The sequence below is a fragment of the Phytohabitans flavus genome, assembly GCF_011764545.1.
In the GTDB taxonomy this organism is placed as follows: domain Bacteria; phylum Actinomycetota; class Actinomycetes; order Mycobacteriales; family Micromonosporaceae; genus Phytohabitans; species Phytohabitans flavus.
The window spans coordinates 1,476,636-1,498,671 of the sequence record NZ_AP022870.1 but is presented as its reverse complement, the minus strand read 5'-3'; the positions used below and the strand labels follow the sequence as shown (position 1 = coordinate 1,498,671).

The 22,036-nt window shown below is 72.7% G+C and carries 5 protein-coding genes and 1 pseudogene; all 6 read right to left on the bottom strand.

The window, feature by feature from the left end; all coding sequences use genetic code 11:
- Nucleotides 1-12: 12 nt before the first annotated feature.
- Nucleotides 13-3,123, bottom strand: a pseudogene (locus tag Pflav_RS06290) (beta-ketoacyl synthase N-terminal-like domain-containing protein); the annotation flags it as partial.
- Nucleotides 3,068-3,619, bottom strand: coding sequence for a polyketide synthase dehydratase domain-containing protein (locus Pflav_RS47180; RefSeq protein ID WP_173034449.1), 552 nt, complete (start codon nt 3,617-3,619; stop codon nt 3,068-3,070). The pseudogene Pflav_RS06290 and the gene Pflav_RS47180, both read right to left, overlap by 56 nt.
- Nucleotides 3,610-6,633: a beta-ketoacyl synthase N-terminal-like domain-containing protein gene (locus Pflav_RS44960; protein WP_269474609.1), complete on the bottom strand. Its 3,024-nt coding sequence runs from the start codon at nt 6,631-6,633 to the stop codon at nt 3,610-3,612. The genes Pflav_RS47180 and Pflav_RS44960 overlap by 10 nt, the downstream gene beginning before the upstream one ends.
- The gene (locus Pflav_RS06265; protein ID WP_173034448.1) at nt 6,540-11,843 is read right to left on the bottom strand and encodes an SDR family NAD(P)-dependent oxidoreductase; all 5,304 of its coding nucleotides are present in this window, start codon (nt 11,841-11,843) and stop codon (nt 6,540-6,542) included. The genes Pflav_RS44960 and Pflav_RS06265 overlap by 94 nt, the downstream gene beginning before the upstream one ends.
- Nucleotides 11,762-21,526, bottom strand: coding sequence for an SDR family NAD(P)-dependent oxidoreductase (locus Pflav_RS06260; protein WP_173034447.1), 9,765 nt, complete (start codon nt 21,524-21,526; stop codon nt 11,762-11,764). The genes Pflav_RS06265 and Pflav_RS06260 overlap by 82 nt, the downstream gene beginning before the upstream one ends.
- Nucleotides 21,523-21,981, bottom strand: coding sequence for a beta/alpha barrel domain-containing protein (locus Pflav_RS43355; protein WP_197938026.1), 459 nt, complete (start codon nt 21,979-21,981; stop codon nt 21,523-21,525). Before Pflav_RS43355 ends, Pflav_RS06260 begins: the two co-directional genes overlap by 4 nt.
- Nucleotides 21,982-22,036: the final 55 nt, after the last annotated feature.

The following is a 22,036-nucleotide window of genomic DNA, read 5'->3' as shown; positions in this document are numbered from 1 at the left end:
GGTGGCCGCCGGCCGTACGGCAAGGCCGCTGACGCGGATGGCGACCCGGCCGCTGTCGTCGGCGACGGCGAGGTCGAACACATCGGCTTGCCCGCCGGCCGCCCGCGCGGTCACCTGGATCCAGCCGGTGCCGGGCGGCTCGGTGCCGGTGGTGGCCACCTCGTCGATGACGAACGGAACGCGTGCAGGCCCCGGTCCGTCCACGCGGAAGCCGACCAGGGCCTGGAACGCGCCGTCCAGCAGCGCCGGATGCACCTCGTACGGCGCGGTGCCGGACTGCTCGGGGAGCCGGAACCGCGCCAGTACCCGACCTTGGCCGAGCCGCACGTCGTCGAGGACACGCAGCGCCCGCCCGTACCGCAGCCCGTTTCCGGCCAGCGTGCGGTAGCAGGTCTCGGCGTCGAGCGGCGGGCCGCAGGTCGCTGCCAGCGCCTCGACGTCGATCCTGTCCGGCGCCGGACTGGCGCCGGCGGCCAGCCGGCCCCGGGCGTACACGGACCGGCCGTCGGGGTCCGAGACCGTGAAGCTGATCCCGGGCTCCGCCTGGACCAGCTCGACGGCGATCTCGCAGCGCGCATCCGGCGGGACCTCGATCGGCGCCTCCAGCACCGTGTCCTGCAGGCGTAGCGACCCAGCCAGCCCGGAACGGCGGCCGGCGGCGAGCACCATCTCGACCACGGCGGCGGCCGGCAGCAGCGCGCGGCCGTTCACCTCGTGGTCGCGCACCAGCGGGGACGCTCCGTCGAACGACGTGACGAAGCGTTGCCGATGGAAGGTGGACTCGTTGCGGTGGAGCAGCGGATGCGACGACGTCCGGGGAAACACCGCCGCATCCGGCGGCCCGGCCAGCCGTGGCCAGTGGCGCTCGCGCAGGAACGGGTACCCGGGCAGTGTTGTCTTGGGTGGACGCGGGCTGTCCAGTGTGGACCAATCGATGGCCGCCCCGCGCACCCACAGCTCGCCGAGTTCGGCCAGGGCACGGCGGGCCAGCAGATCGGCGACGCGCGTCTGGTCGCCCTCCGCCGGTCGGGTCGACCCGTCCGCCGTGCCGACGACGAGGTCACCGGCCGCTCCAGCGCCGGCGAACGCGCGTAGCCGGCGGCCGAGGTCGGCGGTGTCGGCGGTAACCAGGGCCAGCCGGTGGTCAAGGGCCTCCCGCCCGACCCGCAACGTGTAGGCGGCGCTGGCTAGCCAGCTCGCGGCGCCGCCACCGGTGTGAGCGTCCGCTTCGGCGGCCAGGCCGGCGGCGACCGTGCGCAGCCGCTCGGGGGTCTGGGCGGAGAGCAGGATCAGCTGCGGCCCGGGCGCAAGGGCGGGCGCGGGCGCCGGCCGGAACTCGCGGACGACCACGTGGGCGTTGGCGCCCCCAGCGCCGAAGGAGCTGAGCCCGGCGGTCCGCAGCCCACTCTCCGGCGGGGTCCAGTCCTCCACCGACCGCGGTACCCGCAGCCCGGCGGCGTCGAGGTCGAGGTGCGGGTTGGGCGGGTCGGCGTGCAGCGTGGGGGCGAGCGTGCGGTGCCGCATCTGCAGCACGGTCTTCACGAGCCCGGCGATGCCCGCCGCGGCTTCGAGGTGCCCGATGTTGGACTTCACCGAGCCGATCGCGCACGCGGGCGTACCCGACGCCCGGGCGCCGAGCGCCTGGGCGAGCGCGCGCACTTCGATCGGGTCGCCCAGCGCGGTACCGGTGCCGTGCGCCTCGACGTATCCGACGTCGGCCGGGTCCACGCCCGCGTCGCGCAGCGCCGCCCGGATCAGCCGGGTCTGCTCGGCGGGGTTCGGCACGCTGTACCCGCTGGTCCGTCCGCCGTGGCCGATCGCGCTGGCCAGGATGACCGCGTGCACCCGGTCACCGTCGGCGATCGCGGCGGACAGCGGCTTGAGCACCGCGACGCCGATCCCTTCGCCCGGGACGTACCCGTCGCCGCCGGCGCCGAAGCTGCGGCACCTGCCGTCCGTGGAGGCGAACCGGCCCTGGCTGAGGTCGGCGTGCTTGGCCGGGTGGATGGTGAGGTTCACCCCGCCGACGACGGCCGCGGTGATGGCGCCTCGGCGCAGCGCGTCTGCGGCGAGGTGCAGCGCGGTCAGCGAGGACGAGCACATCGAGTCCAGCGCCAGGCTCGGCCCGCGGAAGTCGAAGTAGTGCGAGACCCGGTTGGCTATGGAGGCGTACGAGGAGCCGAGGTACAGCGGGTTTCCGTACAGTGCCTGCTCCGCCTGGTACAGCTGGTACTGCGAGTACATGACGCCGACGTAGACGCCAACGGCGGCACCGGACAGGTGGGAGCGGGACAGGCCGGCGTCCTCCAACGCGTGCCAGACCTCCTGCAGGAACAGTCGTTCCTGCGGGTCCATCCGTTCTGCCTCGCGCGGAGAGATGCTGAAGAAGGCGTTGTCGAAGGCGTCGACGTCGCGGATGAAGCCGCCCCACCTGCTGTACGTCTTGCCCGGCTTCCCCGGTACCGGGTCGAAGTGGCGCGCGACGTCCCAGCGACTGGCCGGTACCTCGGTGATGCAGTCGCGTCCGGCGGCGAGGTTGGCCCAGAACTCGTCGAGGTCGTCGGCGAGCGGGAACCGGCAACTCAGCCCGACGATCGCGACGTGGTCGCTGTGCTCTTGCGGTCCTTCGGGTGCCGCGACGGTCGTCGGTTCAGGCAGCGGTGCACCGCCTCCGACCGGCCCGGCCCCGGTGGTGGAGGTTGCGCCGAAGCGCCGGCCGAGCGCCTCGCCGTGCCGGTCCAGCAGGTAGTCCGCGAGGGTGGCGGGCGTCTGGTACTCGAAAAGCAGCGTGGCTGGCAGCTTTCCCAGGTCCCGCTCCAGCGCGCGTACAAGGTTGAGCGCCATCACCGAGTCGAACCCGTGGCGGTCCAGCCGCTCCTCGGGCACGATCTGCTCCACCGGTACCCGTGCCTCCTCCGCGACCAGCCCGGCCAGCCAGGCCAGGACCCGGTCCCGCGGCGCCGGCGCGGGCGCTGGCTCCGTCCCCGCGAGGAGGAGCCGGGTGGCCTCCTCGACGTCGAGTTCGCCGGTCTTGACCTTGCTCAGGACGGCTCGGCGGCCGTGCGCGTCAGTTCGCAAGGGATGCCTCCATCGCCGTTTCCGCTTCGGCCTCGCTGATCTCACCGGTACGCAGGCGGTGCAGCAGCGCGCGCAACTTGTCGGGCGGGGCCGGTTCGCCACCGGACGCCCGTTTGATCGTGAGATGGTGCAGGAACACCAGCTCGCGGCCATCGTCGCCGAGGAGCCGGATGTCGAAGGCGCGCACCGCGTCCCCCGGCTGCGCCGGCATCGCCGTCACGTACGCGAAGCACTCAGGCGGCAAGGCGTCCGACTGCGTCACGGTCGAGACCGACAGCGGAAGCTGGAGGTGACCCGGGCCGTCGAACGCACCCAGTGTCTGTAGTGCGCCGTCCATAAGGGACGGATGCAGGTCGAAGCCATCCCGCTCGGTGACCGAGGGGAGCCGCAGCCGGGCCAGCAGGACCCCGTCGCCGACCCGGATCTCCTGGATGGCCGTGAGGGCCGGGCCGTACGCCAAGCCGAGGGCGCGCAGCTTACGGTAGTGGTCGGCGACCGGTAGCTGCCGCGGGCAGGCCGCCGCCACCGCACTCAGGTCCACCGGTCCCGCGGTGCGGGTACCCTCGGGGGCAGCAGCATCCCGCGTGCGTGCACCACCTCGGCGGCGCGCGACGCCGACCGGAACTCGAAGCCGAGCCCGCCCTCCTCTTGTCTGAAGTGGACGGTCAGGTCGACAGGTGATCCATTGACCTCCAGTGGGCGCAGCCATTGCAGGTCGTGTACCGGGCCGGCCGGCAGCCCGGCGGCGGTGGCGGCCCGCCTGGCGAACTCCGGGTACGCGACGCCGGGCAGTACCCGCTGCTCGTTCACCACGTGGTCGCGCAGGTAGAACTCCTGGCCGGTCAAGGTGGCGCGCACGCTGGTCGTCCCGGTGCCGTTCGCGGATTTCCCGGCGACGGGCTGGAACCGGGGTGTGGTTGGCGTATCCGCCGGCTCGGTGCCGTCCGCGTAGACCTGGTCGTCCTCGGCGAACCAGTACCGGTGACGGTCGAACGCGTAGCCGGGCAACGGAATCCGGTCGCAGCTCGCCCCGGCCCACCACGCGCGCCAGTCCACATCGTCCCCGGCCAGGTACCGGGTTGCCAGGTCGCCGAGCGTCCCGGCCGGCGGCCCGAGCGGTGCCCGGTCCCGGATTTGCTGGGCCAGGTCGGCGTGGTCGAGGGCCAGGAAGACCGCCCGCACTGGCCGGTGTTCCCGGAAGACCTGGTAGTTGTAGCCGATCTCGGAGAGCGAGAACGCCTCGCCCGGTCCGGACAGCCACGCGGCGAGCCGATCCAGGCGCGCCCGCAGCGCGGTGGTGGTGTGCGCGGAGACCGGTACCGCGACGAGCGGCTGGGCCGGCGGGGTTGCCCGCGCCCGCGGCGGCGGCTCCTCGAGGACCGCGTGGGCGTTGGTACCGCTGAAACCGAACCCGCTGACCGCCGCGCGCCGAGGGCCTGCCGGATCGGGAGCCCAGTCGCGCAGCTCGGTGTTGACGTAGAACGGTGAGTTCGCGAAGTCGATCAGCGGGTTGGGGCGCTCGAAGTTCAGCGACGGCGGGATCTTCCCGTGCCGGAAGGACAGCAGTACCTTGACGATCCCCGCCACGCCAGCGGCGGCTGCGGTGTGCCCGATGTTGGTCTTGATGGACCCAATCGCGCAGAAGCCGGTGCGGTCGGTGTATGTCCGGAACGCGTTGGTGAGCGCCTCGACCTCGATGGGATCGCCCAGCGGGGTACCGGTGCCGTGCGCCTCGACGTATCCGATCGTTGCCGGGTCGATGCCGGCACGCCGGTACGCGGCAAGTTCGACATCGGTCTGGGCCAGCCCGCTCGGGGCGGTGATGCCGTTGGTCCGGCCGTCCTGGTTGATGGCGGTCGCCTTGATGACACCGTGGATCTGGTCGCCGTCGCGCAGCGCCCGATCCAGCGGCTTGAGCACCAGTACGCCGACGCCCTCGCCCGGCCCGAACCCGTTGGCCGCCGCGTCGAAGGTTTTGCATCGCCCCTCGGGTGAGAGCATGTTCCCGTTGCTGGCAACGATGAAGTAGTCCGGGGCCAAGGTGATGAAGGCCCCGCCGGCGAGCGCTATGTCGGTCTCCCCGGCGAGCAGGCTCTGACAGGCCAGGTGCACCGCGACCAGCGACGAGGAGCAGGCGGTGTTCACCGCGATGCTGGGCCCTTTGAGGTTGAGGAAGTACGAGATGCGCGCGGCCAGGATGGATGCCTCGTTGCCCCAGAACGCCTGTGCCTGCTTGACCGCGCCGGCCTTGTTCATGCGGGTGAGGTACTCGCTGGCGCCGGCACCGACGAAGACTCCGCAGGGCTGGCCGGCCAGCCGGTCCCCGGTGTAGCCCGCGTCCTCGATCGCCCGCCACGCCTCTTCGAGGAACACGCGCTGCTGGGGGTCGGTCTGCTCGGCCTCCTTGCCCGAGATCGTGAAGAACGGCGCGTCGAAGCGGTCCACGTCGTCGAGGAACCCGCCCCAGCGGCAGTACGTGGTGTCCAGGTTCGCCGGGTCGCGGTCGAAGAAGCGCGTGTTGGACCACCGGCTGTCCGGGATCTCGCGGATCGCGCTCGCCCCGGCGGCCAGGTTGGCCCACAGCTCGTCGACGTCGCGCGCGCCGGGCAGCCGGGCAGCCATCCCGATGACCGCGATGTCCGTCGAACCCGCCGCGTTCTCGCGTGCCAGCGCCGCCACCCGGACCGGCTTCGCGGCGGCGGGCGCCGGATCGGGTACCGTCACCACGATCCGCCCGATCGTCGCGCGGTCCTCCTTCAGCGCGTACGCATCGTGGATCCGGTCGAACGGCAGCACGTGGCTGACGTACGGTTTCACCTTCCCCGATTCCAGGTATGCGGCCATGGTGCGCAGGTACTCGGCGCGCCGGTCCGGGTGCGCGAGGAAGTACTTTTTGGCGTTGAGGCTGTAGAACCGCTGGTTGTCTACAAGCCGCGACAGGTCCAGCGGGCCGGAGGACTGTAGGCCGAAGACCGCGATTTCGACGTACCGGCCCTCCGGCGCCAGCACGCTGAGCCCTTGCTGGATGGCCCGGCCGCCGAGCGTGTTGACGACCACGTCGACGCCCCGCCCTCCGGTGCGGGCCAGCACCTCCGCCGGCACGTCGGCGCGACTGTGGTCGATCGCGCCCGCAACGCCGATCCCGGCCAGAAAATCCACCTTTGCCGGCGAGCCCGCGGTCGCCACGACCTCGGCGCCGGCGAGTTGCGCGAGTTGTACGGCGATCAGCGCGTTGGTGCCGGTGGCCGCCGGTATCAGCACCCGCTCCCCGGCGCGCACATGGGCCCACTCGAAGGCGAGGTACATCGCAAGGAACGCGGCCGGGAACCCGCAGGCGTCCTCGTGCGAGACGTTCGCCGGTTTGGGTACCGCGAAGTTCTCGTCGGTCAGCACGACCGAGGACTGGCCGCCCATCTCGGGGCGGGTCAGGGCGATCACCTCGTCACCCGGGCGGAGCGTGGTCACCCCTGGGCCGACCCGGCCCACCACGCCGGACACCTCCACGCCCGGGGTGAACGGGTAGTCCGGCATGATCGGGTACAGGCCATTGGCCAGCAGGAGGTCCGAGAAGTTGATCGGAAACGCCCTGACCTGGATCTCGACCTCGCCGGGTCCGGGGCGGCCGGCTCGATCGGCGCGATGCTGAGGTCCCGCGGGCTGCCGGGCCGGGTGAACCGCACCGCCCGGAGCCCTGCCGACGCGGCCAACGCCGGCGCGGCGGCCACGCGCGACGGCGCAGGTGGTGCCGCCGCGGTCGGAAGCGGCGCGGCCGGAGCCAGAGGCGATGGCGGCGGGGCCGGAGCTGCGGCGGCCGCGTGCGCCGCCACCTGCTCGCCGTGCCGGCCGAGGACGAACGCGGTCAGGTCGGCGACCGTCGGGTGGTCGAAGATGACGATCGTCTTGAGGGTGATGTCCAGCGCGGCGTTGAGCCGGTTGATGAGCTCCACACCAACGATCGAGTCGAGGCCCAGCGACGACAACGGCTTGTTCGGCGTCACCTCGGCGACTGGCATGTTGAGGGTCTGCGCGGTCAGGTCGGAGATTAGCCGGCGCAGCCAACGCTCCAGCGGCTCGCTGTCGGTGCTGGCAGCTGCCGGGGGCGGCTGCGGTGGCGCCACGGGTGCGTGCGCCACGATGACTCGCTGAGACAGGTCCGCCGGTACGGTGGCGGTGCCGAATGCCCGCACGGCGTGGTACCCGGCGTGTTCCAACCTGCGCGTCCACATCGATGTGTCGAGAAGGGGCGCGTTCTCCAGCCGGTTGGCCTCGTCCACGTAATGCCACCAGCCGTCCAGCAGCCCGAAGGTGACCGTGTGGAACGCCTGCACCTGGGTCACCTCAGTGAGCACGAGGCGGCCGCCGGGGGCGAGCAGCTCGCGGGTGTGCGCGAGGGCGGCGCCCACGTCGGCGACCGCATGCATCACGTTGCCGGCGAGCACCACGTCGTAACCGCCGGCCGCCCACCCTTGCGCGGCCGGCGGCTGGGCGATGTCCAGCCGGCGGACGGTGACCGGCACCGGCCCGCCGTTGGCGAAGGTGCGTTGCGCCTGGCGCAGGAAGGCGTCGGAGACGTCGGTGAACGTGTAGCGGACCCGGGTCCCGGTGGCGCGCAGCGCGTCCAGCACCACCTCCGTGGTGCTGCCGGTACCGCCGCCGATCTCCAGTACCCGTACCTCGGCGGCCGGATGCTGCCGCACCGCCTCGGCCACCTGCTCGGCCACGATGTGGTTGCAGTATCCGGCCAGCCGTTCGCCCCGGTACACGCGGCCGAGTAGCTCGGTCGACCCGCCCGGAAACAGCACCTCGGTCGCGGACACCGTGCCGCGCAGCACCTCGGGCAGCCGGCCCAGGCATGCCTCCACGAGCTCAAGCCGAGCGGCCAGGTCGGGGAACCGCGCGCGCAGCCCGGCGCCATCGGGTACCGGCCGGGCCGGGTCGAGCAGCGTGTACCGCCCATCCTGGTAGGCCACAAGCCCGTGCCGGACGAGGATGGCGGCGAGCGCGTCGACCAGCCGCCGGTACCGGGGCAGCGCGCCGAGCTCGGCGTGCGGGTCGGTGTGCCCGGCGCCCGGGTGCGGAAAAAGGCCGGCCCGGCGCAGCGACCGCAGAAGGACGCGGGCGGTGAAGTCCTCGCCGGCCGCGCGCTCCCACTCGCCGGCGTCGGTGAGCGGCAGCGGCGCCACGTCGGGTACCGGCGGGCGGGGCGGTACCGGCTCGGGTTCCCGCACCCCGATGGCTGCCAGCACCTCGGGTTCGGCCCGGACCGCGACGACCTGTGACTCGTCGCAGGCGAGCACCCGCTCCAGCGCGTCCATACCCTCGGCCGTCCCGATCGGGTGGAAGCCGCGCGCGGTGATGCCGCGGCGGTAGCTCTCGGACGCGACCCGGCCAACCTCTCCCCAGTAGCCCCAGTTGACCACCTTCACCGGGTAGGCACCCCGGCCGGCCAGCCGGCGGGCGTGCGCGTCCTGCGCGGTCGAAGCGGCGGCGTAGTTGGCCTGCCCTGCGGCGCCGGTGAAGGACTGCACCGACGACAGGTGCAGCAGGAAGTCCAGCCGATCCCCGCGCAACAGGTCGCCGAGCACCTCGGTGCCGCGTGCCTTGGGAGCCAGCACGGCTGTGAAGGCCCCGGCGTCCATCCGCTCCAGGATCCCGTCGCGAAGCACCATCGCCGCGTGCACGACACCGTGGATGCGACCGAACCGCTCCCGCGCCTCGGCGAGGACGCCGGCAAGCCGCACCGCGTCGGTCACGTCGGCGTCGCGGTACAGCGCCTCGCCGCCCAGCCGTTGCAGCGCGGCGAGTTCGGCCGCTGTCGTCGCGTCCGCGATGCGCCGCCCCACCAGGACCAGGCGGGCTCGGCATGTAGAGGCCAGGTGCCGGGCGAGCGCCTGGCCGATGCCGCCGGCGCCACCCACGATGACGTACGTGCCGCGCTCCCGGAACACCGGGCGGGCCGGTGCCGCCAGCGCGACAGGCCGCAGCCGCTTCACGTACCGGTGGCCGTCGACGAGCGCGACCTCGTCGTCGCCTTGCGGCTCGGCGAGCACGGCGCGTACCAGTGCGGCCCGGTCGGGCTCGGCGAGGGCGGCGCCCACCGGTACGCCGATGTCGAGGCAGCCCGCGGCGATGCGCGGGTACTCCTTGCCGAGGGCCTTCACGAAGCCGACGAGCGCGCCCGCGGCGGGATTCGTGGTACGCCGGCCGGCCGGATCGTGCACGCCGTTGACCAGTACCCGCAGCGTTTCGACGCCCTGGATCAGGTCGGCCTCCGCCAGTGCCTTGACCAGAGCGAACAAGGTCGGCGCGGGGTCGCCGTAATCGGTGGCCGACTCGCGCAGCCCGCCGAGGAACCACACATGTGGTACCGGGCCTACGTCCCGCAGTCGCCGGGCGAGCGCCGAGATATCAACCTCGTCGTCCAGTTGGAGCGTGCGAGCCTGCCCGGCCGGCCAGGCCGCGGCGATGTCCCGGGCCAGCCCGAAGGCGCCGGCCGGGTGCACCACGAGGCAGCTGCCGTGCCCGGCCGGTGGCGCGCCCGCCGGTGCCGGCTGCCGCTCCCAGTACGGCGCGTAGAAGAACGGTTCGGACGTCTCGCGGGCGACCGCCTCGCGCACCGAAAGCTCGCGCAGTGCGACGAGTACCCGGCCGTCCTCGTCGAGCAGGTCCACGTCGTACCCGTCGGCGCCCCGCTTCCGGACGTGGATGTGGCATGCCGTGCCGAGCGGGCCGTCCGCCCGCATCTCCTCCAGCGCGAACGGCAGCCGGGCCGGCGCGGGCCCGCTGGAGTCGAGCGCGGCGACCGCCTGCAGGGCGGCGTCCATCAACGTCGGGTGCAGTGGCCGCGCCGGATCCGCGGTGGCCGCCCGCGCGGTGGCGAAGACCTCGCCGTCGCCGGCGCGTATCTCCCGCAGGCCGCGGAAGAAAGGGCCGTAGTCGATGCCGCAGGCCCGGAACCGCGCGTACAGCTCGTCTGCGGGCAGCATCCGCGGGCAGCGGTCGCGCAGCCGCGCCAGCGACTGTGGCGGCAACGGCGGCGCCCCGGCCGCCGGCACGTCCCAGACGCCCTGTGAGTAGGTGACCGGCTCAGCGCCTTCGAGCGCGCGCACCTGGTACTCGATGCCGGCGCTGGTGCGGGTCAGGTGCACCAGGACGTCCAGGCCGGAGTTAGGTACGGCCAGCGGGCGTAGCCACACCACCCGGGTCAGCCGGGTCGCCTCCGGTACCGCGTGCGCGACGGCCGCGTGCACGATCTCGAGATGGCCGACCCCGGGCAGTACGGCCGCGCCGTGGACTCGGTGCTCACGTACGACCGGGTCGGTGGCTGTGAGCCGGGTTCGGTACACCAGACCTGTCGCGAGGTCACCGGTCGGCTCGTCGAACGCTGTCCAGGGCGCCGGACGCGGTGGCGCGGTCCGCTCACCCGTAGGCGTCGTGATCCAGTGCCGTACCCGCGCGAACGGATACGTCGGCAGGGACACCCGCCGCGGCTGGTCCCCGCTGTGCCGGCTCGGCCAGTCCACCTCACCGCCGGCCGTCCAGTGCCTGGCCAGCTCCGGCAGGTCCGCCGCCGGGTCGGCCGGTGTCCCGCGCAGCGCCGGGTCGGCCTGCCCGGCGTACCCGCCCGCCGGCAGGTCGCCCGAATCCGCGTACCGGCGAAGCGCGGCGGCCGCGCCGCGGGCCGAGTTCACAACCAGCGCGAGGCGGTAGGCCATCGGCTCCCGCCCGACCTGCAGGGTGTAAGTGACCTCGCGCAGCGACCCGGCGGCGGTCGCCGGCTGCCGCGCCGCGATCCGCGCCGCGACGCCGGCCAGTGTTTCGGTCGGCAGTAGCGGTGCGCCCGCCGCGGCCGGGTACCGCTCGACGATCCAGTCGTGCAGGTCGCGTAGCCGCGCCAGGCCGAAGCCGAGGTCTTCCAGGGTCTCTGCGGTCGGCACGTCGGCTGGGGGCACGTCCAACAGCTCCGCCGCGGCGTCGGACAGCTCCGCCTCGACGCCGGCGGCGGCCGGCCCTGTCTGGTCCGGCCCGGGCTCCAGGAACGCGGCCAGGTCGCGGGCGCGCTCGACGAGTTGCTCGGCGGTACGCGCGGAGAGCACCAGTACCTGTCCGGCCGGCTCCGGCTCGGTGGCCCGGTCGGTCGGTACGTACTCCTCGATGAGCAGGTGGGCGTTGATCCCGCCGAAGCCGAACGAGCTGACACCGGCGCGGCGGGGAAGTTCAGCGCCGGTCTGCGCGTGGCGTGAGCGGGGCCATGCCTCGGTGGTCCGGGCGATACGCAGCGGGGTGCCGTCCAGCTGGACGTGCGGGTTCACGTTGGCGATGTGGAGGTTTCCGGGGATCCGGCCGTGCCGCATGGCAAGGATCACCTTGAACACGCCGGCCATGCCGGCGGCGGCCTCCAGGTGCCCGATGTTGGATTTGACCGAGCCGATCAGCGTGACCGGCGCCGTCACCTCGGTCTGTCCGGCTCGGCGGCGTAGCTCCCGGAACGCCTTCTTCAGGCCGTTGACCTCGATCGGGTCGCCGAGTGCCGTGCCGGTGCCGTGCATTTCCATGTACCCGATGGTCGCCGGGTCGACGCCCGCCTCGTCGAAGGCGCTCACGAGCAGGTCGGCCTGGGCGTTGGGGTTCGGCGTGGTCAGTGTGTTCACCTTGCCGCCGTGGTTTACCGCGCTGCCGCGGATCACCGCGTGGATGTGGTCCCCGTCGGCGAGGGCGCGGGACAGCGGCTTGAGCAACAGCGCGCCGGCGCCCTCGCCGCGCACGTACCCGTCGGCCCCTCGTCGAACGTGCGGCAGCGGCCGGTCGGGCTCAGCATCCCGGCGCGGGAGAACGAGATGTAGATCATCGGCGAGATCAGCAGGTTGATGCCGCCCGCGATGGCCACGTCCGAGCTGCCCGCCCAGATCGATTCGATAGCGGACCGGATGGCCACCAGGGAGCTCGAGCAGGCCGCGTCGATCGGCACGCTCGGGCCTTTGAGTCCCAGCAGGTATGAGATCCGGTTGGCGAGGATCGAGTGGAAGTAGCCGGTAGTGGTGTACGCCTCCACCGGGAGCCCGGCGTCGCGCTGCAGGTCGTAGTAGTCGTGGCTGGCCACGCCCACGAACAGTCCCGTGCGGCCCTTGCCGAGGTCGGATGGCGCGTACCCGGCCTCCTCGATCGTGCGGTAGACGGTCTGCAGGAACAGCCGTTGTTGCGGGTCCATCAGGTCGGCCTCGCGCGGCGAGATGCCGAAGAAGCGGGCGTCGAACGTGTCGACCTCGGGCAAAAACGCGCCCCACTTGCTGTTGGTCTTGCCCGGCGCTCCTGGTGTCGCGCTGTAGTGCTCGCGCCAGTCCCAGCGGTCTGGCGGCACCTCGGTCACCAGGTCGTCGCCGCGGTCGAGGTGCGACCAGAACTCGGCCAGGTCGTGCGAGCCTGGCATCAGGCCGTACATGCCGACGATGGCGATGGGCTCGCGCGCTGGGACGGCCGGCGGTACGGGGGCGGCCGGAGCCTTGTCGGGTACCCGCGCGGTGACAAGGGCGGCCAACTGTGCGGGGTACCGGTCCCGCAGGTGGCCGGCGAGGTCGGCGACCGTGGTGTACTCGAAGAAGGTGGCCGGCGTGAGGTCGAGGTCCAACGCCTTGTTGACCTCGTTGGCCAGCCGGTTGAAGGCGAGCGAGTCGAAGCCGTAGCTGCCGATCGGCTCGGCCGGGTCCACTCGCGCCGGATCCAGCTTCACGATCTCCGCCACCATGCGGGTCAGCAGCCGCACCAGCTTCGCTTCCGATTGCGCCGCGGGGCCCGTGGCGGGCTCCTCCAGCGAGGCTGGAGGCGGAGGGGATTCAGGCTCTCCGGCCAGTTGGGCGGCCAGCCGGCTGCCGTCGCCGGGCAGGTACGCGATCTGGCCGGTCACGTTGTCGAGGACGGTGGCGAGCGCACGGAGGCCGTCGGTGGTGTCCAGCGGGCGCATCCCGAAGTGCCGCAGCAGTGACTCGCGCACCTCGTCGTCGACGGCCATCCCGCCGTCTGCCCACAGTGGCCAGTCGATGGACGTGGTCCGGCCCGAGCGCAGCCCGGCCGCGCGCTGACGTTCCCGCCAGCCGGCGAAGGCGTCCAAGAAGCTGTTGGCATAGGCGTACCCAGCCTGGGCCACGCTGCCGATGGGACCGGCGAGGGAGGCGAAGAGACAGAAGAAGTCGAGCGGCTCGCTCCGGGTCGCCGCGTCGAGGTGCAGCGCGCCGGCTACCTTTGGCGCGAGCACCGCCGCGACCTGAGCGGCATCGAGGTTAACCAGGAAACCGTCGCGCAGCACGCCCGCCGCGTGGAACACGCCGTGCAGCTCGCCGTACGCCTCACGGGCCGCCCTTACCGCCGCCTCAGCTCCCTCCATCGTGGAGATGTCGGCCGGCACGTATCGCGCCTCGCCGCCCGCGTCGTGCACCTGGGCCAGTACCGCCTCCGCGGCTGGGCCGAGCGGCGAGCGTCCGGCGAGGACCACGCGGGCCGACGCGGTCTCGGCCAGCCACCGCGCCACCAGCGCGCCGAGTCCGCCGGCTCCGCCGGTAACCAGGTACGTGCCGCCGGTGCGCAGGGCATCCGGGCGGGCCACGAACGGCGGCGAGACGCGAGTCCAGCGCCGGACCTCGCGCCCGCCCGACCGGTACCGCACCTGTTCCGGTGCGCCCGGCAGATCGGGCAGTTCGGCGGCCAGCCGCGCCGCCGCCGGGCCGCGACCCTCGATGAGCTCCGCGAACTCTCCCTCGGGAAGGTCGACGAGACGGTGCGCGAACCGTGGATTCTCCCGCTGGGCGGTGCGCAGGAACCCGCCGAGCGCCTCGTACCCGGGTGCGCCCGCGTCCACCGCGGGGTATCCGCAGAGCAGGTGTACCGGGCCCTTGCCGCCCGACCGGAGCAGCTCCCCCACCAGGTGAAACAGCGGCATGAACCCGTCATCGACCTGCCTGGCCGCACTGGCGGCGGTACCCGTGAACATGGTGCGCCCCCAGGCGTGCAGTACGCGGCGCGGCTCGCTGCTCGCCGGCAGGGCGGCGACCGCCGCCGCCAGGTCCGCGCCAGGCAGCACCACGCTCGCCGGTCCGGCGCCTGAGCGCTCCAGTTCCGCGGCGAGCAACCGCCCAGCCGCGGGTGAGGGCGCCAGGACGAGGATTGGCGGAGCTCCGGCGGCGGGGGAAACCGCCGGAGCCGCCGTGGTGGCCTTACGGGGGGCGGCCACCCAGTCAGGTCGTAGGAAGGTACCCGGCTGCCCAGGTGCACCAACCTGCCAGCGCCGCAACCAGAAGTCGCGGATCCGCACGACCACGTCGCCGGCCGCGTCGGCGACCTGGATGTCGAGTCTCTTGCCACTGTCGCTGGACGCGCGGACGACCACGTGGGCGAACCCGTGCCGCGGGGTCGGGCCGAATATCTCGCACGAGCCCATCGTGAACGGCAGATGCAGGTGGTCCAGGCGGTCGTGCTGGCCCAACAGCCAGAGCGCTCCCTGGATCGCGGAGTCCAATGTAGAGGGATGTAGCACGAACCGGCCGGCGCTGGTCGCGACCTGGTCCGGCAGCCGGTATTCGGACAGCAGCTCCCGGCCTCCCCAGTGCAGGTCCAGAACGCCCTGGTAGGCCGGGCCGAGCTGCAGTCCGAGGCGGTGCAACCAGGGGTAGTAGTCGGCGCCGGGGATGCTGTGCGGGCATCGACCGCGGATGCCGGCGAGGTCCAGCCGCTCGGGTGCACGGGCGTCGTCCGAGTCGTCGACCCGGCCCTGGCCGTGTAGGACCCGCTCGCCCGCCGCGCCGTCGCTGTAGACCGCGTACCGCGCGCCGCGCGGGTCGCCGGACAGTTCGATGTGGACAGACCGTGGCTCGGGGACCGTGATCGGGTGCGCCCAAACGTTGCCGGACAGACTCCGCGCTGCGTACCCGGCGGCGGTGGCGGCTTCCCTGACCATCTCCAGGTATCCGACCGCGGGAAAGACGCGCTCGCCGTGCACCCGGTGCTCGTCGAGAAAGAACTCGTCGCCGATGAACCGGGCGGTGAACGTGCCGTCCGTACCTGAGCCGGTGAGGAACGGGTGCTCCACGGGCGGCCCGGCCTCCGGCTCGGCTTCGGGGACCCAGTACCGCTCCTCGGCGAACGGGTAGCCGGGCAGAGCGACGTGGCGCAGCGGGCGGTGGTACCGCGTCTCCCACCGCACATCGCCGCCGGAGACCCAATGTTGGGCGAGCTCGGCCAGGCCGGCGGTGGGTCGCTTGGGCTCTCGCCGCCCGGTACGCGTCCAGTACGGTGCGTCCGGGGCCCGGTCGTCGGCCAGCGCCCCGAGCGCGCCGACCACTTCGTCCACTGTGGATACCAATACCGCGGCGCGCTCGGCCAGCGGTTCGCGGCGCACCTGCAGCTGGTACGCCACCTCGGCGACGCTGAGGTCCTCCCTCTGGGCCCGGATGCTCTCGGCCAGGTTCCGGGAGTGTTCGCGCAGCCGGTCCCAGTTCTTCGCCGATACCACGACCAGGTGCTCGCCCGGGGTGGCGTCGGGCGCCGGCTGCGGGCCGAGGTATTCCTCGACGATCACGTGGGCGTTGGCGCCGCCCGCGCCGAACGCGCTGATCCCGGCACGCAGCGGCAGTTCCGTGCCGTCCGTACCGCGGCGACGCTCCCACGGCGCCAGCGTGCGCTGCACCCGCAGCGGAGTGGCGGCGAAGTCGATGCTCGGGTTGGCCGGTTCCGCGTGCAGCGACGGTACGAGCTGGCGGTGCCGCATTTGCATCAGGACCTTCGTCAGCCCGGCCAAGCCTGCGGCGGCTTCCAGGTGGCCGATGTTCGACTTCACCGAGCCGATGGCGCAGACCTCGCGGTGTCCGAGCTGGTCGAATGCCTTGCCCAGCCCGGCGATCTCGATCGGGTCGCCGAGCGACGTGCCGGTCCCGTGCGCTTCCAGGTAGCTGATCCCGGTGTCGGCCAGCCCTGCGGCACGTATCGCGCGGGTGACGAGGTCGGCCTGGGCGTTCGGGTTGGGCACGGTGAACCCACTCGTGCGCCCTCCGTGGTTGACGGCGGTGCCTCGGATGACCGCGAGTACCCGGTCGCCGTCCCGTTCGGCGTCGGCCAGCGGCTTGAGTACGACCGCGCCCACTCCCTCTCCGGGCACGAAGCCGTCTGCTCCCGCGCCGAACGTGTGGCAGTGCCCGGTGCGGGAGACCATCTGCATCTGGCAGAGCCAGTCGTACTTGCTCGGGTGCAGGTACAGGTTGACCGCGCCCACCAGCGCCAGGCGGCAGTCCCCCTTGGCAAGGCTGTCGCACGCGAGGTGCAGCGCGGTGAGCGAGGACGCGCACGCGGTGTCCACCGGCATGCTCGGGCCGCGCAGGTCGAGGCAGTAGGAGACCCGGTTCGGGATGGACCAGAGCGTCGAGGTGGGCATCACCATGTTGCCCAGGCGCCACTGGTCCGGTCCCCACAGCAGGTACGACTGGGTGGTCACGCCGACGAAGACGCCGACCGCGCGCTCAGCCGCGCTGTCTGGGCTGCCGAGCCGGTACGGCGGGTAGCCCGAGTCCTCGAAGGCGTCCCACGCGGTCTGCAGGAACAGCCGCTCCTGCGGATCCATCAGTTCCGCCTCGCGGGGTGAGATGTTGAAGAACAGCGGGTCGAACCGGTCGACGCCGTCCAGAAATCCGCCCCACTTGCAGTAGGTGCCGGCCCCCGGCTCCGCCGTGAACCGCTCGCGGTAGTCCCACCGCGAGGCCGGGATCTCGGTCACGCAGTCGCGGCCGCCGACTAGGTTGCGCCAGAACGCGTCCAGGTCCGGAGCCTGGGGGTACCGGCCGGACACCCCGATGATCGCCACCGGCTCCCGCTCGCCACGCGGGCGTGGCGCGGCCCGCACCGCAACGGCCGCCGCGGCGGCGGGTGCGGCCTGCTCGACCGCCCGGAGTTCGGCCCGCTCGGGGGGCGCGGCGGCGATTTCCGGAAAGCGGCTCGCGAGAACCGCTGCGACCTGCGCGATGGTACGGCACTCGAACAGCAGGGTGTGCGGGATCACGCCCAGGTCGCGTTCCACCCGGGTGTTGAAGTTGCGCACCAGGATCGAGTCGATGCCGTAGCTGTCCAGCCCGCGCGAGGCGTCGATGTCGCGCTCCGGAACGTCCAGCAGCTCGGAAAACAGCAACGATACGTACCGGGACGCCCAGGGCACCTCGGGCTTGTCGCCAGGCGGGGACGGCGGCTCAGGCACCGGCGTGCGTTGGTCGCCGTGGCAGAAGGGCAGTGCACGCTCGGGGTCGCCGTACAGGAACAGGCGCTGGGCGGAGGCGCCGGACAGCGCGGTGTCCAGAGCTGCCAGGCCGACCGACACCGGCATCGGCGCGAAGCCGTTGTCGATGCTGAACACCGTGCCGGTTCCGCCCGGCACGGTCATGCCGCCCGCGTCCCACCACGGCCAGCCGATCGCCACGGTACGGCCCCGGCAGGTCCCCGCCGTGCGCCGCTGCTCCCGGTCGGCCGCGAACGCCTCCATGAGGGCGTTGGCGACCGCGTAGTCCGACTGGCCAGGGTTTCCGGTGACGGCGGCCAGGGACGAGAAGAGCGCGAAGAAGTCGAGCGGCTCGTCGGCGAGCGCCAGGTCCAGGTTCGCCGCGCCGTGCACCTTCGGCGCCAGTACCGCACCCAGATCTGCCACGGATTTGTTCACGAGGTACCCGTCACGCAGTACGCCGGCCGCGTGGACCACGCCGTTGACCGGTCCGAACCGGTGGCGTACGCCGGCGACGAGCGTCCGGGTGGACTCCAGGTCGGACACGTCAGCCGGGAAGTACGCGATCCGGTCGCCGGCGGCCTCGGCGACGGTCGCCAGGTCGCGGGCGAGTTCGGTGGTCATGAGGCTGCGGCCGGCCAGCGCGACCCGGACCCCGGGCACGGACAGCAGATGGGCGGCGACCGCCTGGCCGAGGCCGCCCCGGCCGCCGGTTACCAGGTAGACCCCGCCAGGCCGGATCACGGGGTTCGGCGGGGTCGGCGGCTGCTCGGGTTCCCGGATGGTGAAGCGGCGGGCGTACCGGACACCGCCGCGGTGGCGGACCGGGTCGTCGCCCGCGATGCCGAACTCCTCGGCGATCCGGCGCCAGGTCTCGGCGCTCGCCGGCGCACTGTCCACTGTGATCGGTCGCAGCCGCACCGAGCTGCTCTCCCAGCGCAGGCTCCGGCCAAGTGCCGCCGCCGCGTCGGGTTCCGGCGCGCCGAGCGCGGCAACGTCGAGGATGAGTGTGGGTACGCCGTCGCGCCGCCGGAGCAGGCGCTGCGCGAGCAGGAACGGCACCAGCACGCTGTCCTCGACCCGCCGCGCCAGGTCGGCGCCGTCGGGTCCGGCCAGCCGCACGACGTACTGGGGGCGCAGGCCCTGCCCGGCGAGCCCCGCGAACAGCCGGTCCCAGTCGCCCTCCTCGGTGCGTACCGTCCATCCGTCGGCCGCCTCGTGGCGGTACTGCGAACCGATGCCGGCGAAAGCCAGGCGGTACGCGGGAAGGGCAGCGGCCGCCGCCTCGCGTACCTCGTCGAGCAGATCGGCGGGCGCGACCACCAGGGCCGTCCTCTCCCGCACCGGGGTTGCCGGGCCGGCGTCCGTTACCCAGCCGGCGTCCAGCTCCACCAGCCGCACGCCGCGCACCTGTGGCTGGTCCGCGAGTGCGGCCGGCGCGTGCCGGTACACGGTCCGCACGTACTCCGTGGTGGGCAGCGGCACCTTGCGGGTGCCGCGACCCGCGTAGAACCGATGCCAGTCGACCGCCAGGCCGCGCCGCCACAGTGCGAGCAGCGGCGTCGCGAGCTGGTCGGCCAGCGCTTGCGGATCGGCGATCGCCACGTGGTCAGCGCCGCCCGGGATGTCGGGCGTGCTGCCGACGGAGACCGCGACAGCGACGTCAGGGGCTGGGTCAGCGGCGCCCGGTGCCGCGTCCCGCATCCAGGCCGCGGCCGCCTCGAGCCCGGCGGGCATCCGCGCGCGGTCCTTCAGCGCGAGGTACCGGCCATCGCTGGAGATGCCGAGCCCGGCGGCGCCACGCTGCACCCGGTCCGCGATCGCGACCCGCTCCGCTGGGTCACCGGTCAGCAGTCCGAGCAGCCCGTCCGGGTCCAGCAGGCCGCCAGCGAGCAGGTCCAGCAGCTCGGCGATCCGCCGGTCGGGCGCCAGCCGGTCCAGCGACAGCTTCCATGCCCGGTTGAGCTCGTCGAACGCGTTCTCCAGGGCGAGGACGCGGACCAGTGTGCAGCGGGGGTCGACGCCGGTGTCCGCGGCCAGGCCGGCTTCGTCGGTGGAAATCCGCCACTCCCCCAGCCCGCGCAGGCCCAGCACCCGGTTCCACTCGTCGATCGCGCGGCGTAGTACCCGCTGGCTGCCGACGATCGGGGCCGCCCGGCTGGCGACCGCGGCGGCCACCTCCGGCTCCACTACGAGGCCGTCCAGCAGCTCGTCGAAGTAGCCGCTGTCGACAAGGTACGGGTAGGCGGTCCGGCCGCTCGTGGCGTGCACGAGCGGCACGTCCGGGGCGCGCAGAGGTACCTGCGCGGAGCCGCCCCGCGCGAGCTCCAGCCCGGACGGCCAGTCGAGCGCCCCGGTCGCGGCCAGCGCGGCCACCGCGCCGGCGCCGTACCCGGTTACTGTCGCCGGCCGCACTCCCAGCTCCCGCAGCACCCGCACCACGAGGTAGGTGAGCAGGAACCGCTCCGCCGGCCCGCCGTCCCCGCGGCGCAGCGCGGCGAGCTGCGCACCGGCTGCCGGAGCCTCGCTTTCCATGGCGGCAAGGACGCTGGCGACGGGTGGCGCGTGAAGGAACGCGGCGAGCGGCAAGGGCGGCGGCACGGCCAGCTCGCCCACCCGCAGCGCGCACTCCGGCGAGGACTCCGGGTGGATCGGAGCCGGCGGATCGGCTAGCAGTGCGACAATGTCGTCCACGGTGGACACAAGGCCGCCGGTTCGCACCGGGAATTGCTCGCGGCCGGCGGCCAGGGTGGCGCAGATGTCGGTGACCCGGCCGCGGATCCAGCCGTCGCCGGCCTGGCCCGCCCGCCAGCGGTCCAGCAGCAGTTCCAACGACCGGGCGGAGGGCGCGGAGAGCAGGAACGGCTGGGGGGTACCCGCCAGCGGGTCGGCGCCGGTATCCGCTGCCGGGCGGTGCTCCTCGACGCACAGGTGCGCGTTGACGCCGCCGCCGCCGAACGAGCTGACCCCGGCCCGCAGCGGCTGGTCGCCAACCGGTTCCCACGCGGTCGCCTCGCGGGCCAGGCGGAGCACGCCATCGTCCACTTTGATCAGTGGGTTGACGGTGCTGAGGTGAACGCTTGGTGGGATGCGCCGGTGCGCCATCATCATCAGCACCTTGACCAGGCCGGCGACCCCGGCGGCCGCCTCCAGGTGCCCGATGTTGGGCTTGACCGAGCCGATCCAGCAGCCGCCGTCTTCGCGCGGCACGCCGGACATCACCCGGTGCAGCGCCTCCACCTCGATGGGGTCGCCGAGCGGGGTACCGGTGCCGTGTGCCTCGACGTAGCCGACCGTGGCCTGATCGAAGCCGGCACGGTCCAGGGCCGCGGTGATGACGTCCCGCTGTGCCGCTACAGAAGGCGCGGTGATGGTGCGCCCGGCGCCGTTGTGGTTGACGGCGCTGCCCATCAGCAGCCCGTAGACGTGGTCGCCGTCGCGCACCGCGTCGTCCAGCCGGCGCAGCATGACCATTCCGACCCCGTCGCCCGGAACGAACCCGTCGGCGTCCTTGTCGAAGGTCCGGCACAGTCCGGACGGGCTGAGCATCCGCGCCTTGGAGTACGAGATGTACTTCCACGGGTGGAGGTTGAGCAGCACCCCGCCGGCGAGGACGAAGTCGGCGTCTCCGTCCAGCAGCGCACGGATGCCCAGGTGGATCGCGACCGCGGACGAGGCACACGCCGCGTCGATGGCCATGCTTTGCCCGCGCAGGCCGAACGCGTGCGAGATCCGGTTGGCGAGCATGTAGTCGGAGCCGCCAAAGGTGGTGTACGCCTCGACGGTGGTACCGGGCTCGCTGCCCTGCTGCAGATGGTCGCGGGCGGCGACGCCGACGAAGACGAGGGTGCGGGCCTGCTGCAGTGCCCGCAGCGGCGTGCCTGAGTCCTCGACGCAGTGCCAGGTCTCCTCCAGCAGCAGCCGCTGCTGGGGATCCATCAGCTTGGCCGTCTTGGGCGACAACCGGAAGAAGCTGTCGTCGAACCCGTACGGCTCGTCGATCTGGCCGCACCACTTGCTGACGGTCTTGTTGGGTATCGAGATGTCCGGGGAGTAGAAGTCGGCCGGATCCCACCGCTGAGGATCGATCTCACTGACCGTGCTGACGCCCCGGCACAGGTTGTCGAAGAGCTCGCGGTGGTCGCGGGCGCCCGGCGCCCGGCAGCCGATGCCGGTCACCGCCACCGCCGTCTGGTTCGTCATCGGGCCCCCGCATTCACCAGCTCGTCCAGCCGCTGTTCCAGGCAGACCGCGGTTTCGCGCATCATCAGCTCGCCGATCTCGTCGACGTGCCGGTTGCGCCAGCTTTCCCGGACAGTGCCGCGGACCCACTGGTTGAACGCGCCGAGCGCCGGACCGCAGTGCACTTGGAAGTCCACCCGGTACTCCTCCAGACCCTGCATGGCCGCGCGCTGGCTGTGCCCGAAGTACCAGCGGAACACCAACGCCATCTTGTGCTTCGGGTTCTGCTCGGCCTGTTCGATCTCGCGGGGGTCGCGGACGGCGAAGAATGCGCGCGTGTCCTGCCACACCTCCTCGAAGCTCTTGCGGAAGTACCGCGCCTCAATGACGGCACGGGTCTCGGCGTCGATCTCGTCCAGCGACTCGTGCCTCCGGTACAGCTCGTAGAGCTTGCGCGCCCGAGCCGGGAAGAACACCCCCGCTTGAGGACCTGTACCTGTGCGCCCAACTCGAACATGTCACCGGCCGGCG

Excerpts from the sequence above, each read along its gene's own strand:
- Pflav_RS06260 (WP_173034447.1), bottom strand. The coding sequence starts at position 21,526 with ATGACGAACCAGACGGCGGTGGCGGTGACCGGCATCGGCTGCCGGGCG.